Source organism: Streptomyces sp. NPDC088252, assembly GCF_044740965.1.
Lineage (GTDB): Bacteria > Actinomycetota > Actinomycetes > Streptomycetales > Streptomycetaceae > Streptomyces.
Window position 1 is genome coordinate 126,839 of sequence record NZ_JBIURS010000008.1, and the last position, 14,805, is coordinate 141,643.

Consider the following 14,805-nt stretch of genomic DNA (forward strand, 5'->3'; position numbering starts at 1 on the left):
TTCGTCACCGCGAAGCACCCGCTCGTGTGACCGCCTCGGTGACTCGGGGGCGCACCCGCTCGCGCGGCTCCGCGAAGAAGCCCTCGGCAGACCGGCCAGTGCGCAGCCGGTCGCCAGGGACGAGGATGCGGAGCGGGACGTGTCCGCGCCGAGGACGGTCATCTGCCGAATCGCCGTTCGCGATTCGCGTACGAGCGCAGTGCGCGCAGAAAATCGAGGCGCCGGAATGCCGGCCAGTAGCAGTCCACCCAGTGCATCTCGGCGTACGCGGACTGCCAGAGCAGGAAGCCGGACAGCCGCTGCTCGCCGGAGGTCCGGATGATGAAGTCGGTGTGGTCGGCGGTTGGCGAGTACAGGTGGCGGGAGATGTCCTCGATCTCGAACCGCTCGACCAGTTCGGCCGGGTCGCCACCGGCTGCCATGTGTTCCTCGAAGGCGCTCTTCACTGCGTCGACGATCTCGCGTCGGCCGCCGTAGCCGACCGCGACGTCCACCTTGAGCCCGCCGCACCCGGCCGTTGCGGCGGCGGCCTCCTTGAGCACTCGGGAGCTGGCGCCGGGCAACATGTCCAGCGAGCCGATCACCTGGACCTCCCAGCGACGGCCTTCGGCCGTGATGTCCCGGACGGTCTCTTCGATGATCTCGATCAGCGGGCCGAGCTCCTCGGCGGGGCGGCCGAGATTGTCGTCGGAGAGCATGAAGAGGGTCACGTGCTCGATTCCGGCGGCGGTGCACCAGCCAAGGAACTCGGTCACCTTGGCACCGCCCGCCCGGTACCCCTCCGAAACGTCCGTGTGCCCCGCTTGCCGTGCCCAGCGGCGGTTGCCGTCGACCATGATCCCGACGTGCCGCGGGCGTGGCAGCCCCTCCAGAGTGACAGCCAGTCGACGCTCGTACACCGTTTCGATCGGCCGTCGGAGGAACAGCGGGAGCAGCTTCATGAACCATCTCCATCGTGCCCGGCTACGTCCGGCGACCCTACCAGGCACCCTCGCCACCTCCGGCGAGCGATCCAATGACGTTGCCGCACGGGCCACTTGGCCAGGAGGACGCGCGTTGGCCGGGTCGTTCGCCGGGCCGGTCGACGGGCTGTTCGGCCGGGGCGTCCGCCCAGCCGGGCGGCTCGGTCGTCGATCGTGTTCAGCCGGCCTCGGGCGGGTGGGACGATCGCGGCGTACCGGGCGTCGCCCGCCAGCAGGGTCTTCGTTCAGGGGCCGGTGACACACCGGCAGTGTCGCACCGCGCTTCAGGAGGGGCCGACAACCCGCTGATGGTGCTGTCCCACGGTGGTGGCCAGCGAGTTTGCAGAAATCGGGATGGGACACGAGGGATGGTGGTACTCCGCCAACAAGGGCGTTCTGATGAAAGGTGCGTGCGCCATGGGCATTATTGCGTGGTCTGTGATCGGGTTGCTGGCCGGTGCGATCGCCAAGGCGTTGATGCCCGGCAAGGATCCCGGCGGCTGCCTGATCACGATGCTGATCGGCATCGTGGGAGGTCTTCTGGGCGGCTGGCTCGGGAAGGTCATCTTCGGCGTGCACTCGATCAACGGGTTCTTCCATCTCTCCACCTGGATCGCCGCCGTCGTCGGATCCGTCATCGTGCTGGCCGTCTACCGGCTCGTCCGGGGGCGCCGCACCCACTGATCCGCGCTTTCCGCCTCACGGACTCGGAAGTGTGCCGCCCTGCCGGACGGCAGGGCGGCACCAAGGGTCGGCGTCCATCGGCAGCACGCGCGGTTGCCCTCGGCGGTGCGCCGGAGCACGGGCCGGATGCCTGAACCGCTTTCAGGTCGGCTGCGTGGAGCAGGAGCCGATAGCTGGTGAGCCGGTCGTGCTCGACGATCAGCCGGAGGAGTCGGCTCGGCTTCTCACAGGCGGGGCCGACCGGTCAGCGGTCAGGACGGATGTCCTGCGCCACCAGCAGGAACTCCGAAACCGCCTTCATGAACGCCTCCGGCGCCGCGCGGTGGATCAGGTGTCCGACCGGGATCGTGACCACCCGCCCGCCCGGGATGCGACGAGCCAGTTCGGCGATGCCGTCCTGGGGCACATGACTGCGTGGTCCCCCGGCCACCACGAGAGTCTCGGCCGTGATCCCGCTGAGCCGATGCAGCCACCCGGGGTCGGGCACGTCGATCTGCTTCCTGACGGCCGAGACCATCTCCCAGTCGAAGGACAGATCGCCGTCCGGCCTGATCGGGGTGGTCCGCTCCCGGGGGCGCGGGGCCGGAACGTCCTCCAGGACGAGCCTGCTCACCCGCTGCGGATGATCCGCCGCGAGCAGATAGGCCACGACGCCGCCCATGGAGTGCCCGATCAGGTCCACCGTGTCCAGTCCCAGCACGTCCAGGAACCCGAGCACATCGGCCTGCATCAGTTCGAGCGAGTAGTCCCCCGGCCAGTCGCTCCGGCCGTGACCGCGAAGGTCGAGGGCATACACCCGTCGACTACGGGCGAGGCCGGGTATCACCGCCGCCTCCCAGTCGGTGGCATCCTCTCCCAACGCGTGCAGCAGAAGGAGCGACGGAGCATCCGACCGGCCCGATACCTCGTAGGCCAGTCGGATTCCTCCCACGTCGACCGAGCGGCGATCAACCATGCCCGGAGGCTATACGGGACAGTTCTGCCAGAGGATCGGCGTTCACCAGCGGCCGAATCGCGGAGACTCGGCCGCAGCGCGCCCGGGTGCGAGGTCAGGTGGCGCCATCGAGCCGACGACCGACGACCGGTGACCGGCGACCGGTGGGATCGCCGAACGGCGCACACTCACGTCGTCGATCGCCCCGGAACGCATGAGCCTGCTGCGCCGCGGCGACCCGGTACCGGCCGACTGCGCCGCGGCGTCGCTCAGCGATCGGCGCTCGGGCGCAGGTCTGGCATGGCGGACCGGGCTGCAGGTAGGGCTCACACGCGGCTGCCCACCGTCATCCCGCCGGCGGTGCGACGATCCGCTTCTCGAACCAATGGTGGGCGTACGGCTCGGCGTTGAAGGCGGGGACCTCCTGGAAGCCGCAGGAGTGATACAGGCCGATCGCGGCGTCGAGCGCCTTGTTGGTGTCCAGACGCAGTACGACCCGGCCGTCCTCGGCGGCCCGCGCTTCCAGTTCGGCCAGGAACCGGCGGCCGAGGCCCAGCCTCCGAGCGTGCGGGGCGACCCACATTCGTTTGATCTCGGCCGGGGCGCCGGGCGGCAGCTTCAGACCGGCACAGCCGACTGGCTCGCCGTGCAGCCGGGCGATCAGGAACAGGCCGTGCGGCGGGCGGAGTTCACCGGCGTCGGGCAGCAGGCTCCGCGCGGGGTCGAAGCCAGCCTCGAAGCGCTCCCGCAGTTCGGTGAAGTAGGAACGCATGCAATGCTCGGCCTCGGGATGGTCCGGGTCGACGACATCCAGCGTGACCGTCGCGGCAGTCAGCAGCCGGTCGACCTCGGCCATGGCAGCGACCAGCCGGGCGCGTTGGGCGGCGTTGAGCGGTTCGAGAAGAGAGACTGCCAGCTCGTCGCTGCGGCCGTCGAGCACGGCGCACTCTGCGCGACCCGCGTCGGTGAGCCGAACGGTACGCACCCGTCTGTCCCGAAGCTGCGGCTCCACCGTCACCAGGCCATCGGCCTCCAGGGACCGAAGCAGGCGGCTGACGTATCCGGAGTCGAGCCCGAGGCGTTCGCGCAGCCGCCGTACATCCTGGCCCTGTTCGCCGATCTCCCAGAGAAGCCGGGCCTCGCCGATGGGCCGGTCGCGGCCCAAGTAGTGGTCGTGGAGCACACCCACGCGTTCGGTGACGGTGCGGTTGAACCGCCGTACCCGATCGATCTGCACCGAGTCCATTCTCTGACTCTAGTCAGAGAATGCCGGTCCGGCCCAGGAAGTTGCCGGGCGATCCGCACTCCGTGGCGCTCCTGCGCCCGGTGGGGTCGGTGGTTTCGGTCTGCCGGCCGAGGCCGTTGGAGCCCAGGCAACTCCCACGCGTGGTCCCGTGAGGTATTCCAGTGACCCCTGCCCGACCGTGGCCTTGAAGCGAGCCGCCGGAGCGGATCAGGACACCACGACAGCGCGAGCCGATTCGGCCTCGGTCCAAGCGCGTGCCGGCTGGTTGTGCAGGGAGGCCGGCGCCGTGGCGACCACGGGATCTCCGAGGCCGGCCGGCCATACCGACACCCCATGCGGCTCGCCCGCGAGGTGCGGACGCACCACATGGACCGGCATGACGACGGCGAGATGCTCCGCCACCGGGGTGAAGGCCATCTGTCGGCGCATCGGCTCCTGGTCGATCGCGGACGCGGTCCTGGACCACCCCGCAGTCGGCGCCCAGCAGCTCACCGGGGACGACGGCAAGCCCTACCTCACTCCCCTGGCCCTGGCTCTGCAGAGTGACATCGGTGCCCCGCCCCGCCGACCGTGCCGGTCACGGCAGACGGGCGGCGGCAGGTCACGCACCCCTCGCGGACGAAGAGGCATCTGCAGGGTGGCCGACAATCATCGATGATCCGACACAGGGGCCTTCCAGCAACGATCCTGCTCCACGATCGTCGGATGACGCACCGTCAGCACGCACCGGGCGACGACCACGTGACCTTCGCTGCCACAAGGTCGATACTGCCGACAGCGGCGTTCTTGCCGACACGCATCCGATCCGCCACAGATAGCTGACAAAACGTCACCGAAGTCAGTATCAAGTCAGCATCACTACCGCCGGAAGCCGCTTCCAACCGCCATCGACCGCGAGATCAACAACTGCATGCACCGGCTCTGGCCAGCGAAAACACAGATCATAGGCCCACCTGCCAAGCTCCCCAGGAGGTACCCATGAGGATGCTCATCAACGTCCCCGAAACCGTTGTCGCGGACGCGCTGCGCGGTATGGCCGCCGCTCATCCCGAGCTCACCGTGGATGTCGAGAATCGTGTCGTCGTACGGCGAGACGCGCCCGTGGCGGGGAAGGTGGCACTCGTCTCCGGGGGCGGATCCGGGCACGAGCCGTTGCACGCCGGGTTCGTCGGGCCGGGAATGCTGTCGGCGGCCTGTCCGGGAGAGGTGTTCACCTCGCCCGTACCGGATCAGATGGTTCGGGCCGCCGCCGCGGTCGACGGCGGGGCGGGGGTGCTCTTCGTGGTCAAGAACTACACCGGTGACGTGCTGAACTTCGAGATGGCCGCCGAGCTCGCCGAGGACGAGGGGGTGCGGGTCGCCCAGGTGCTCGTCGACGACGACGTGGCGGTGACCGACAGCCTGTTCACGGCCGGGCGGCGTGGCACGGGCGCGACGCTGTTCGTCGAGAAGATCGCCGGGGCGGCGGCCGACGAGGGTGCGCCACTGGAACGGGTGGAGGCCATTGCCCGGCGGGTGAACAAGGCGTCGCGAAGTTTCGGGGTGGCGCTCAGCGCCGTCACCACGCCCGCCAAGGGGTCCCCCACGTTCGATCTGCCGCCGGGCGAGCTGGAGCTCGGGATCGGCATTCACGGCGAGCCGGGGCGGGAGCGGCGTCCGATGATGACGTCGCGGGAGATCGCGGACTTCGTGGTGGACGCGGTACTGGAAGACCTGCAGCCGAACGCACCGGTGATCGTGCTGGTCAACGGGATGGGTGCGACGCCATTGCTGGAGCTGTACGGGTTCAATGCCGAGGTGCAGCGGGTGCTGTCCGAGCGGGGTGTGGTGGCGGCTCGTACGCTCGTGGGGAACTATGTGACCTCGCTCGACATGGCGGGCTGTTCGGTGACGCTCTGCCAGGTCGACGAGGAGCTGCTGCGCCTCTGGGACGCGCCGGTGGAGACTCCGGCGCTGCGCTGGGGCCGTTGACCCGCCGACAAGGAGATCATGTGCTCGACGCCGACTTCTTCCACCGTTGGATGACCGCGGCCGCGACCGCAGTGGACCGCGAGGCGGACCACCTCACCGAGCTCGACTCGGCGATCGGGGACGCCGACCACGGCAGCAACATGCAGCGCGGATTCGCCGCGGTGACCACGCTCCTGAAAAAGGAACAGCCGCCTACCCCGGGTGCTGTGCTGATGCTCGCCGGGCGTCAGTTGATCTCGACGGTCGGTGGGGCCTCGGGGCCGTTGTACGGGACGCTGCTGCGACGTACCGGAAAGGCGCTGGGCGACGCGCCCACCGTGACTCCGCAGCAATTGGCGGAGGCGCTCGGGGTGGGCGTCGCGGCCGTGGCGCAGCTGGGCGGGGCGCAGGCCGGGGACAAGACGATGCTCGACGCGCTGCTGCCGGCCGCCGAGGCACTCGACACCTCGTTCGGGGCAGCCCGGGAGGCGGCCGAGGCGGGAGCACTGGCGACGGTGCCGCTGCAGGCCCGCAAGGGCAGGGCGAGCTATCTGGGTGAGCGCAGCATCGGGCATCAGGATCCGGGGGCGACGTCCTCCGCGCTGCTGATCGCCGCATTGGCCGAGACCGGCGCTACCGACGGGGGTGACGCATGAGCGGCGGGAAGCAGGTCGGGATCGTGCTGGTCTCGCACAGCGGCCCGGTGGCCGAGTCCGTCGCCGAGCTGGCCAGGGGCCTTGCCGCCGGCGGTGCGACGGCGCCGGTCGCCGCCGCGGGCGGCACGCCCGCGGGTGGTCTCGGGACCAGTGAGGAACTGATCGCCGAGGCCGCCAGGTCGGTGGACGGCGGTGCGGGGGTCGCGTTACTGGTGGATCTGGGCAGCGCGGTACTCACGGTCAAGACGATGCTGGCCGACGGCGACGAACTGCCGGCCGGTTCGCGACTGGTGGACGCGCCGTTCCTGGAGGGCGCCGTGGCCGCCGTGGTCACCGCGTCGGCGGGCGGCGACATCGCGGAGGTGGAGGCCGCGGCGTCCGAGGCATACGGATATCGCAAGGAGTAGCAGCCGGAAATCCCCGGTCCGTGAGACCGCCCCGCACCCGGTTTTCAGGGGTGCGGGGCGGCTCCGGGCAGGTTCGCGGGCCGTCAGGCCGCCGGTGCGGACCCGGCCGCCCCGATCCTGACCTGCACCTTCTGCGTCGCGCCGTTGACCGTGACGGCGAGCGTGATGGTGCCCGGCCGGAGCCCGGTGAGGGTGCCGGTGGACGGGTCGAGGACCGCTGTGTGGCGTTGGCGGGCACCGTCGCGGTCACCGATGTGGACGTTCGGGGATCCGGTCCAGTCGGCGGCCAGCGGGAAGCCGACCGGGACACGGCGGCCGCCCTGGATGACGGTCGCCGTGACCTCTGTCCGGCTTCCGGTGCCGAGCACCGGCGGCGCCCCGATCTCCAGCGCGTCGACATGCGCGCGGGTCTGCACGGAGACCCAGTCGGGACCTCCCTCCCACGGCCGCTGCCGGGCGGTGGCCTGTTCACCGGAGCCGATGCGGTCGGCGCCGACCAGCGACCAGCCGGTGAAGCCGCCCTCGCCTGCCGGCCCGGCCGGTGCCTTCCCCGAATTGCCGTTGATCAGGTACGGCACTCCGTCGACGTGCGAGGCGTGGAAGACCCCGACGTGGCCGCCGATGAAGGCGGCCCCCTTGCCCGTCGCACGGCGGAAGTCGGCGAGCCACTGTTCGACCAGGGCCGCTTCCTTCCGGTCCCCGAGCTGGCTGCCCTTCTGCACGGTCGGGTCTCGCGGCGGCACGTGCTCGATGAGCATGACCGAGTCGACGGTCCGGTCCTTCGCCGCCGCGTCCAGCTGGGCTCGCAGCTGCTTGATCTGGGCGAAGCCCCCGGCACGCAGGCCGAGGCCTGATGTGTCGAGAGTGACGAATCTGGTGCCCTTGTGGTCGAACGTCCGCTGGGCAGGTCCGAATTCGGTGACGAAATCGCCGATGCTGCCGCCCATCACCTCATGGTTGCCCGGTACGTAGTACCAGGGAAGCGAGTCGCCGAGTTCCTCGGTGAGGATCCGGTGCGCGAAGGCCAGGTCCGCGGGCGATCCCTCGTCGACGAGGTCACCGTTGATCACCAGGAAGTCCGGTCGGGCGGCCTTGATCTCGCGCAGGGTGCGCCGTGCCTGGATGACGATCGCACTGTCCGGGTCGCGGGCGACGAACTGGGCGTCGGACATCACGGCGAACCGCCAGTCCCGGCGCTCGGTCACGGCGGCCGGATCGATCAACGGGTCCGCCGGTGCCGCCTGTTCGGGAAGGTCGACGGTCGGCGGCACCTGGGCGGTGAGCTCGTCGATGACGATTTCGCCGGTGTACTGCTGGGCTGCCGCGGTCTCCGCGAGGTAGAAACGGGACACGGAGAGCGGCATGGCGGCTCCGGGAGGGACCGCGAAGGTGATCTGTCGCCAGCCGGTCCACGTGACGTACGGTCCGCGCAGCAACTGGTCGGAATCCGCGGCGTCCTTGAGGTGGAGGGTCGGCCAGGCGCCCTTCCCATCGCCCTTGATCCACAGCTTGAACGACTGGGGCCGGCCGGGCACGGGGACGGGCTGGGGCGGGGCCGCGTAGGCGGCGCGGGTGGCGGTGGACCGGGTGAAGTCGTAGGTGAGTCTCAGGCCGGTGCCGGTGTGTCCGTCGGGCGTGCCGGAAAGGGATCCGCTCGCCCGTGCCTGGCTGAACTTCCAGGAGTCCGCGTCGTCGAAGGAGGAGACGGCCTGCTCGGTGAGGCCGACGCTGACGGCGAGGACGGTCGTGGTGCCGGCGACGGTCGCCCTGATCTGTCCGGCGCCGGCGCCGGCGCGTGAGGTGACGCTGAAGGAGCCCCGGCCGTCGTCGCGGATGTCGAAGAGCGCGTGGTCGTAGTCGAGGGCGATGTCGCGCGGCTCGACGGGGGCGCTGGTGCCGTGGGCGTCGAGGCCGACGATGCCGAAGGTGCCGGTCGCGTCGGCGTCGGCGAGACCCACCCGTCGGGTGGTCGGCTCGATCCGGGCGAGCCGGTCGAGGACCGTCAAGGTGGTGGTGCCGCTCGCCGCTCCCTTTTCGGCTCGTATGTCGGTGGTGCCGCCGCGGCGCGCGGTGAAGAGCCCGTTGCCGTCGACCGCGCCGACGGCGCTGCGCACCGTACGCCAGCGCGGGGTGCCCTGGGCGGGGCCGTACGTCTCGTCGTATCCGGTCGCGGTGAGGCGCCGGGTGAGCCCGGGGAAGACACGGTCGGGGTGGCCGCCCTTGACGGGATCGACGCCCGGCGCGGAGCCGGCCGGCGTGCGTGGCTGGACCCAGAACCCCTTGAGCAGGCCGCTGCCGTCGGGAGCGGTGAGGGCGAGACCGTTGGGGACGGTGCGTTCGCTCCCGTCGGACGGGCTGTTCTCCACGCGGAGCGCGTCGCTGCCGGGCTCGCGCGCGACGAGGGTCGACGATCCGCCGCCGTCCAGGTTGAGTGCGCTGTACGCCCCGGCGCGCCGCATCATCAGGCCGAGCTCGGTGAGGGTGACGCCACCGCTGTCGGCCTGCCTCCCGTCGACGGTGAGGATCTGCATGTTCCGGCCGTCCTTGGAGAAACCGACGGCGGTGCGGGGTGCGGCGGTGTTGTTGCCCTCGCCGTCGTGATTCTGCGCGACTCCGTCGACGACGAGGAGTTCGCGGCCGCCGACCGCGGTGCGGGGCACGGCTCCGCCGTCGGGGCGTGCCCGGTAGGTCAGGGACACCGGATCGCCGGGCTTCAGGGCGTCGAGGGCGGCGGCTGCGGCCTCACGGCCGACGAGGACGGTGGTGCCGTCGGGGACTGCTCCCGATCCGGGGCCGTGCGCGACGGAGACGACCTTGCCCTCCCGTACGACCGCCTCGGCGACGGGGGTCGCGCCGTCCACGGTGAGGGCACGGTCGGCGCTGCCCCAGGCGGAGGTGTAGGCGCCGATTCCCCCGGCCGGCACATTGGCGGCGTTGTACGCGGCGAGCGGCCGCTGCCCGGAGGGGAGAGTGAGGGTCCCCTCGAAGTAGAGGTTCAGAATGCGGCCCGCGCTGCCGGGGCCGATACCGACGGCCCGGTCGACTCCGGGGGCCGGGGACTGGACGGTGACCCCGTCCTTGATGCCGATCCCCTCCGGCGCGCCGGTCTGGTTGATGTCGAAGAAGTCGCCGTTGATCGCGGCGACGGTGCGGCGGCCGTGGCCCGCGTCGTGTCCCGCGGCGAGTTCGGAGACCGTGTGCCGTTCGGAGACCTTGCCGGAGGAGAGGTAGTCGGCGTGCACCCCGCTGCCGGCGAGGTCCACGGAGAGGGAGTCGACCCGTAGCCATTTGTCGGATTCCAGCCGGTCGTACGAGCTGAGACGGACACCGGGGGCGATGGGGCGCGACGTGCGAGCGGTCTCGATCCCGTCGCCGTCCACGACCGCTCCGGGGTCCCCTGCCGGGTTGCTCGCGGGTGGTGGGGCGACCGGTCTGAGGACCTCGGCGGCGGTACGGGGACGGGGGTCGGGGTTCGAATCGGCGAGGGCGGGCGAGATCGCGCCGCCCGTCAGGGCGCAGACCGTAGCGAGCAGTACGAGAGGTCGCGCGACCGGCCTGTGGCCTCCCCCGGCCCCGGAGCGCCATCGGGTCGTTCTGTCGACTGTGCCTCGGACCACAGATCCTCCTGGAATCGCGATGGGTGCGCGGCCCGGTGCACGGGCAGAAAGCGCTGTCGGCGGACAGCATGTCCGCGCGCACGGCGGCGCACCAGAGGGCATCGGGGACCTCGGGGGAAACAGGACGCGTCGACTCGATGACAGAGATGATCAACGGGACAGGGGTGTCGTCGTCGGCGACATTGGGTACCGGCACGCAGACTTGAGGACATGTCATCCCCGAAGCGCTCCACGCGCAGTGCGGGTCTTCTCCTGTTCCGCCGGCCGTCGGGGGCCGACCGGGCCGGGTTCGAGGTGCTCATCGCCCATATGGGTGGACCGTTCTGGGCAGGCCGGGAGAGCGCGGCCTGGTCGATCCCGAAAGGTGAGTACGGCCCCGACGAGGAGCCCGCGGAAGCGGCCCGTCGTGAGTTCGAGGAGGAGTTCGGCCGTCCGGCGCCGGAAGGTGAGTGGGTGGCGCTCGGTGAGGCCCGTCAGTCCGGCGGCAAGACCGTGACGGTGTGGGCGCTGGAGGCGGATCTCGATGCCGCCACGGCCGTTCCCGGAACATTCACCATGGAGTGGCCGCGGGGGTCCGGTGCGTTGCGGGAGTTCCCCGAGGTCGACCGGTTCGCCTGGTACGCGCCCCAGGAGGCGGCCGAGCGCCTGGTCACGGGGCAGCGGGTCTTCCTCGACCGGCTGCGGGAGCACGTGGAGGACGGGCGGGTGACGCCCGCTCAGGACGACTCCTGAGCGGGCTGTTCGCCGTCGCGCGGCCGGTCTCGCCCGTACGGGTCCTGCAGGCCGACGCTCTTCCGGCCGCGGCCGACGGGCGTCACGGCACGACCGGGCGGCCCTCGCGCAGTTCCAGCCGGTCACCGGTGAAGCGGCTGCGGAAGCTGCGGTCGTGCGAGACGACGACGACGGCCCCCCGGTACTCGGCGAGCGCCGTCTCGACCTCCTCCACGAGGCTGAGCGCGAGGTGATTCGTCGGCTCGTCGAGCACCAGCAGGTCGGCGGGGCGGGTGACCAGGCGGGCCAGTGCGAGGCGTCGTTGCTGGCCGATGGAGAGGGCGGCCACCGGCACCGTCAGGTCCTCGGGACGGAACAGGCCCAGGCCGAGGAGGCTCCCGGCGTGTTCGTCCGGGTGGCCCGGCCGCCCGGCGGCGAAGGTCGCCAGCAATGAGCGGCGCGTCGGCCGTACGGGGAGCTCCTGGGGGAGATAACCGACCCTGGCCCGACGGAGCACCGTTCCCGCGTCGGGGGTGAGATCTCCGGCCACGACCCGCAACAGGGTGGACTTTCCGGCGCCGTTGGGGCCGGTCACCAGGAGGCGCTGCCCGGGGTCCACGCGCAATTCCGGCAGCCGCAGCCGGTCTCCGACGGCGACGGAGCGGAGCGCGACGAGTGGTCCGGGTTCCGCCTCGCCGTCGGTGGCGACGGCGATGTCGGCGCGGAAACGCAGGGGCCGGGGCGGGGCGGGCACAGGCGCCCGGCGCAGCCCCTCCAGGCGGGTTCTGGCTGCCCTGACCCGCCCGGACAGCTTGGCCTCGTGCGAACGACGGTGCTTGCCCCAGCCCTCCCCCGGGTCCTTCCCCGTTCCGGCGAGGCTTCGTCCGGTCGCGCTCACGAGCTCTTCGGCACGCGCCACCTCGTCCAGCCATTCCTGGTGGTCCTGTGCCCAGCGGCGGCGGGCGGCGGCCTTCGCTGTCCGGTAGTCGGCCCAGCCGTCCCCGTACCGGACGACGCCGCGCAGGTCACGGTCGACCTCCAGGATGACGTCGGTGGTCCGCTCCAGGAAGGTCCGGTCGTGGGTGATGACGACGACGGTGCCGCGGTGGGCGTGCAGCCGTTCCTCCAGCCAGGTGGTGGCGCGGAGGTCGAGATGGTTGGTCGGCTCGTCGAGCAGCAGGAGTTCGGGGTCGGCCGCCAGCACGCAGGCGAGCGCGAGTCTGGACCGTTCGCCTCCCGACAGCGTGCCGAGGACCCGGGCACGGGTGAGATGGCCGAGTCCGAGGCCGTGGAGCGCCGCGTCGACGCGGGCGTCGGCCCGGTATCCATCGCGTTCCTCGTACGCCGTCAGCAGATCACCGTACGCGGCGAGTCGGTGGTCGTCCGGGGCCGCGGCTCCGGAGAACGTCTCCTCGGCAGCGCGGATCTCCCGTTCGAGCGTGCGCAGTTCGGCGAGGGCCGTGTCGACGGCGTCCTGGACGGTGTGGCCGGGGGCGAGAGCCGGGGTCTGGGAGAGGTGACCTGTGCCGCCGGGGAAGCGGACAGCGATCTCACCGCTGTCCGGTCTCTCCGCTCCGGCCATCAGCCGGAGAAGCGTGGACTTTCCGGAGCCGTTCTCGCCGATCACTCCGACTCTGTCTTTGGGGCGGACGGTGAGCGACACCTGGTCGAGGACGGTTCGGTCCCCGTAACTCCTGGAGACGTCCTTCATGGTCAGCTGGGCGCGGGCGTGCTGAGAAGTCATGGGTGCTTTCCCTGAGGCGACATGCCTCGGCGGCGCACGACGGTGCGCCGCCGGGCGGGGTTGTCGGACGGGCGGAAGGGACCGCGGCACGGGGGACCCTCGCGGTCACCCGGCGATGCTCGACATCGCGCGGCGGCGTCCCTGCCCGGAATCAGCGAAAGAAGTAGTACGAACCCATGGGCGTCAGTGTAGCCACGACCGCGGGGCGGTCCGGGAGAATTTCGGACCACCTCGACCGGTTCGGACGAGGCGTACCGGGTGGGCGCAGGCGTTCCTCGTCGGCTCGGGAGGTGTCGAATCCGTCCGCGTCCGCACCGTGTCGTCCGGGGTCACGGCCGGCCATGGCGTAGGGCGCGAGGAGCCGACTCGAAGGAGTCGGAAAGGGCGTGCTACGGATTCTCGCCCTGAGCCGCTTCGATGCTGCTGTGCAGGTCGTTCGTCGCGTCGAGCGTGGCGGCCCCGGAGACGACCAGGCAGGCCAGCAGCGCCGCAGCGGCCATCCGCCCCACGCGAGGGCGTGGGGCGCTCCGGCCGAGCAGCGCTGCGACGCGACGGGGCACGGGTCCGGCGGCCGCGGCGAGCGCCACTCGTGGGCGGGGCCGGGCGGCTCCCTCGGCGGCTCGGGCGGCAAGCGCGGCGCGGCCGATGGCTCGGGCGGCGACCCGTCGGTCGCCGACCGCCGAAGCGGCGGCCTCGTCGGCGCAGCGCTCCAGGGCGTAGCGCATGGGGGCGCGCAGCGAACGCAGCGCGGGGTGGCAGAGGGCGGCCATTTCGGCGGCGGCGATGAAGAGGTGGTGGCGCCCCGTGAGGTGGGCGCGTTCGTGTGCCAGCAGGGCGTCGCGTTCGGCGGGGTCCAGGGCGCGCAGCATACCCGTGGTGACGACGATCCGGCCGGGAGTGCCGGGACGCCCGGGCAGGGCGTAGGCGTCGGGGCGGCTGTCGCGCAGGACGGCCAGTTCGCCCTCTGTGCACCCGGGCGACCGCGCGGCCCGGTGCAGCTCCGCCCAGTGGCGGTGGGCGGCACGGGCGACCGCGGCGGCGCAGCCCGCGAGCAGCGCCAGTGCCGCAGCCGCGAGGGGGACGGCGACGACGGGAGCGGCGTCGGAGAGCGGTCTGACGAGTTCGCCGAGGGCGGAGACGGCGGAGAAGCGCGTGGCTCCGGGCACCACCAGCAGGGCCAGGGCGAGCAGGCTGCACAGGGCGAGACCGACGCCCGTCGAGGCGAGCAGCCGTACGGCGCGTACGGGCGACAGGGCGTCCGCCAGCCGACGGGCGGCGGGTACCGCGACGAAGGGCATCACCAGCGGAACCCACACGGCATAGATCATCGGGCTTCTCCGTCGAGCAGATCCCGGAGCAACTGCTCGTCCTCGTCGGTGAGCTGTGACACGAATCGCGCCAGCACGGTGCTGCGGTCCTCCTCCTTCCGCAGCTCGCTGTGCATCCGGCGGGCGGTCAGCCCGGGGGCGTCCTCGGTCGGGGTGTAGGCGAATCCGCGGCCGGCCCGGGTGCGGGTGACCGTACCCTTTTCGTAGAGGCGCGACAGAATCGTCGTGACCGTGGTGCGGGCGAGTGCCGCCCCGATCGCGCCCTGCACCTGGCTGGGGGTGAGCGGCGTCTCGGCCGCCCACAGGGCCGCCAGGATCGTGGATTCCAGCTCGCCGGACGGGCGCCGCTCCGATGTGGTGCGATGGGGCGTCGCGTTCCCGGGCGCCGTATCCGGTGACGGCCCCGGGGCGGCTTCGCCGTGCGGGCGGGAGGCGGGTTCTCCGCTCGATATCCCCTTCACCTGGGACATGGGAACTCTCCTCCCCCTTCGGGCGTCTACAGTGACGTAGACCGTCTACATCACTGTAGTCAGTCCGGGCGTTCCGTCGGGCCGCCCGCTCACCAT

13 protein-coding genes are annotated in these 14,805 nt (G+C 71.5%); 6 read left to right on the forward strand and 7 right to left on the reverse strand.

Translation table 11 applies throughout. From position 1 onward, the window contains the following. Positions 1-158: 158 nt before the first annotated feature. On the reverse strand, positions 159-941 hold the full coding sequence (locus ACIOHC_RS18445; RefSeq protein WP_401843211.1) for an isoprenyl transferase: 783 nt from the start codon (positions 939-941) through the stop codon (positions 159-161). Positions 942-1,379: 438 nt separating this feature from the next. On the opposite strand from ACIOHC_RS18445, the gene ACIOHC_RS18450 reads away from it, so the two are divergent. Further along, a complete protein-coding gene (locus tag ACIOHC_RS18450) occupies positions 1,380-1,646 on the forward strand; it encodes a GlsB/YeaQ/YmgE family stress response membrane protein (RefSeq protein WP_351074070.1) in 267 nt (88 codons plus the stop codon). A gap of 244 nt (positions 1,647-1,890) precedes the next feature. Here the strand turns inward: ACIOHC_RS18450 and ACIOHC_RS18455 are convergent, their stop codons facing one another. Both ACIOHC_RS18455 and ACIOHC_RS18460 read right to left on the reverse strand, forming a co-directional pair. Next, positions 1,891-2,601: an alpha/beta fold hydrolase gene (locus ACIOHC_RS18455; protein ID WP_351074037.1), complete on the reverse strand. Its 711-nt coding sequence runs from the start codon at positions 2,599-2,601 to the stop codon at positions 1,891-1,893. Between the two features lie 325 nt (positions 2,602-2,926). After that, positions 2,927-3,826 (reverse strand): helix-turn-helix domain-containing GNAT family N-acetyltransferase, encoded by a 900-nt coding sequence (locus ACIOHC_RS18460; RefSeq protein WP_351074038.1) that lies wholly within the window; start codon positions 3,824-3,826, stop codon positions 2,927-2,929. 376 nt (positions 3,827-4,202) lie between these two features. Here ACIOHC_RS18460 and ACIOHC_RS18465 point away from each other — a divergent pair, with 376 nt between their 5' ends. The 4 genes from ACIOHC_RS18465 (at position 4,203) to ACIOHC_RS18480 (ending at position 6,839) form a co-directional block, all read left to right on the forward strand. After that, complete coding sequence (locus ACIOHC_RS18465; protein ID WP_351074039.1) at positions 4,203-4,484, forward strand: hypothetical protein; 282 nt, start codon at positions 4,203-4,205, stop codon at positions 4,482-4,484. Between the two features lie 320 nt (positions 4,485-4,804). Continuing rightward, positions 4,805-5,797, forward strand: a complete 993-nt coding sequence (dhaK, locus tag ACIOHC_RS18470; RefSeq protein WP_351074040.1) for a dihydroxyacetone kinase subunit DhaK — start codon at positions 4,805-4,807, stop codon at positions 5,795-5,797. A 20-nt stretch (positions 5,798-5,817) separates the two neighbouring features. After that, a complete protein-coding gene (gene dhaL, locus ACIOHC_RS18475) occupies positions 5,818-6,432 on the forward strand; it encodes a dihydroxyacetone kinase subunit DhaL (protein WP_351074041.1) in 615 nt (204 codons plus the stop codon). Next, a complete protein-coding gene (locus tag ACIOHC_RS18480; RefSeq protein ID WP_365689005.1) occupies positions 6,429-6,839 on the forward strand; it encodes a PTS fructose transporter subunit IIA in 411 nt (136 codons plus the stop codon). Before dhaL ends, ACIOHC_RS18480 begins: the two co-directional genes overlap by 4 nt. Positions 6,840-6,922: 83 nt before the next feature. Here ACIOHC_RS18480 and ACIOHC_RS18485 read toward each other — a convergent pair whose 3' ends face one another. Beyond that, a complete protein-coding gene (locus ACIOHC_RS18485; protein ID WP_401843315.1) occupies positions 6,923-10,372 on the reverse strand; it encodes a phosphodiester glycosidase family protein in 3,450 nt (1,149 codons plus the stop codon). A gap of 294 nt (positions 10,373-10,666) precedes the next feature. Here ACIOHC_RS18485 and ACIOHC_RS18490 point away from each other — a divergent pair, with 294 nt between their 5' ends. Then, entirely contained in the window at positions 10,667-11,188 is a 522-nt protein-coding gene (locus tag ACIOHC_RS18490) for an NUDIX domain-containing protein (protein ID WP_351074043.1), read from the forward strand. Between the two features lie 82 nt (positions 11,189-11,270). On the opposite strand, the gene abc-f is transcribed toward ACIOHC_RS18490, so the two are convergent. The 3 genes from abc-f to ACIOHC_RS18505 form a co-directional block, all read right to left on the reverse strand. Beyond that, the gene (abc-f, locus tag ACIOHC_RS18495; RefSeq protein WP_365689003.1) at positions 11,271-12,911 is read right to left on the reverse strand and encodes a ribosomal protection-like ABC-F family protein; all 1,641 of its coding nucleotides are present in this window, start codon (positions 12,909-12,911) and stop codon (positions 11,271-11,273) included. A gap of 389 nt (positions 12,912-13,300) precedes the next feature. Next, the gene (locus ACIOHC_RS18500; protein ID WP_389636746.1) at positions 13,301-14,239 is read right to left on the reverse strand and encodes a M56 family metallopeptidase; all 939 of its coding nucleotides are present in this window, start codon (positions 14,237-14,239) and stop codon (positions 13,301-13,303) included. After that, a complete protein-coding gene (locus tag ACIOHC_RS18505) occupies positions 14,236-14,568 on the reverse strand; it encodes a BlaI/MecI/CopY family transcriptional regulator (RefSeq protein ID WP_351074072.1) in 333 nt (110 codons plus the stop codon). The genes ACIOHC_RS18500 and ACIOHC_RS18505 overlap by 4 nt, the downstream gene beginning before the upstream one ends. Positions 14,569-14,805 lie beyond the last annotated feature (237 nt).

What these genes read in the sequence shown, in the direction of transcription:
- ACIOHC_RS18450 (WP_351074070.1), top strand. Translation starts at nt 1,380, where the DNA reads ATGGGCATTATTGCGTGGTCTGTGATCGGGTTGCTGGCCGGTGCGATC.
- ACIOHC_RS18445 (WP_401843211.1), bottom strand. Translation starts at nt 941, where the DNA reads ATGAAGCTGCTCCCGCTGTTCCTCCGACGGCCGATCGAAACGGTGTAC.
- dhaK (WP_351074040.1), top strand. Translation starts at nt 4,805, where the DNA reads ATGAGGATGCTCATCAACGTCCCCGAAACCGTTGTCGCGGACGCGCTG.
- ACIOHC_RS18465 (WP_351074039.1), top strand. Translation starts at nt 4,203, where the DNA reads ATGACGACGGCGAGATGCTCCGCCACCGGGGTGAAGGCCATCTGTCGG.
- ACIOHC_RS18480 (WP_365689005.1), top strand. Translation starts at nt 6,429, where the DNA reads ATGAGCGGCGGGAAGCAGGTCGGGATCGTGCTGGTCTCGCACAGCGGC.
- abc-f (WP_365689003.1), bottom strand. Translation starts at nt 12,911, where the DNA reads ATGACTTCTCAGCACGCCCGCGCCCAGCTGACCATGAAGGACGTCTCC.
- ACIOHC_RS18460 (WP_351074038.1), bottom strand. Translation starts at nt 3,826, where the DNA reads ATGGACTCGGTGCAGATCGATCGGGTACGGCGGTTCAACCGCACCGTC.
- ACIOHC_RS18455 (WP_351074037.1), bottom strand. Translation starts at nt 2,601, where the DNA reads ATGGTTGATCGCCGCTCGGTCGACGTGGGAGGAATCCGACTGGCCTAC.
- ACIOHC_RS18500 (WP_389636746.1), bottom strand. Translation starts at nt 14,239, where the DNA reads ATGATCTATGCCGTGTGGGTTCCGCTGGTGATGCCCTTCGTCGCGGTA.
- ACIOHC_RS18490 (WP_351074043.1), top strand. Translation starts at nt 10,667, where the DNA reads ATGTCATCCCCGAAGCGCTCCACGCGCAGTGCGGGTCTTCTCCTGTTC.